The following is a 683-nucleotide window of genomic DNA, read 5'->3' as shown; positions in this document are numbered from 1 at the left end:
CAGTTCGATACCTGTGAAAAAGAGAGTGAAAGAATGATTGCAGCGGGCTTGCCATTACCTGCTTATGAAATGGTTTTAAAAGCATCACATACCTTTAATTTGCTCGACGCACGTAAAGCGATTTCGGTTACAGAACGACAGCGCTTTATCCTGCGGGTCAGAACACTGGCCAGAGCAGTAGCTCAGGCTTACTATGACCGACGTGAATCTCTGGGCTTTCCGATGTTAAGCAAACAGGATGAGGTGCAGTCATGAGTGATGTACGTGATTTCCTGTTAGAACTTGGCACTGAGGAATTACCGCCTAAAGCCCTTTCGACTCTGAGTGAAGCTTTACTGAAAGGTGTCGAAAAAGGATTAGCGGAGGCTGAACTCACTTTCTCAACTTCAAAAGCCTATGCGAGTCCACGTCGTTTAGCCGTTGTCATCACAGAAATGCAGAGCCACCAGGCGGATCGGCAGATTGAAAAACGTGGACCTGCTGTTACCGCCGGTTTTGACGAAGAGGGTAACCCGACCAAAGCATTGCAGGGCTTTGCCCGTTCCTGTGGTGTGGATGTCGATGCTCTGGAAACGCTGGAAACGGATAAAGGTGCCTGGTTAGTCTATCGCGAAAAACAGTCGGGACAGGCTGCCACTGAATTACTGCCGGAGATAGTTAAACAGGCTTTGGCGGCATTGCCC

General features: G+C 49.0%; 2 protein-coding genes. Both read left to right on the top strand.

Features of this window, described 5'->3' with window-relative positions; translation table 11 throughout:
* A partial coding sequence (locus B3182_RS10330) for a glycine--tRNA ligase subunit alpha (protein ID WP_292752673.1) occupies positions 1 to 255 on the top strand: 255 nt, incomplete at its 5' end.
* A partial coding sequence (locus B3182_RS10325; protein WP_292752670.1) for a glycine--tRNA ligase subunit beta occupies positions 252 to 683 on the top strand: 432 nt, incomplete at its 3' end. The genes B3182_RS10330 and B3182_RS10325, both read left to right, overlap by 4 nt.

Origin of the sequence: Methylophaga sp. UBA4204 (assembly GCF_002379485.1) — a bacterium.
GTDB lineage: Bacteria > Pseudomonadota > Gammaproteobacteria > Nitrosococcales > Methylophagaceae > Methylophaga.
Note: the sequence above shows the minus strand (reverse complement) of the source record. Positions and strands in the feature narration are given on the sequence as shown.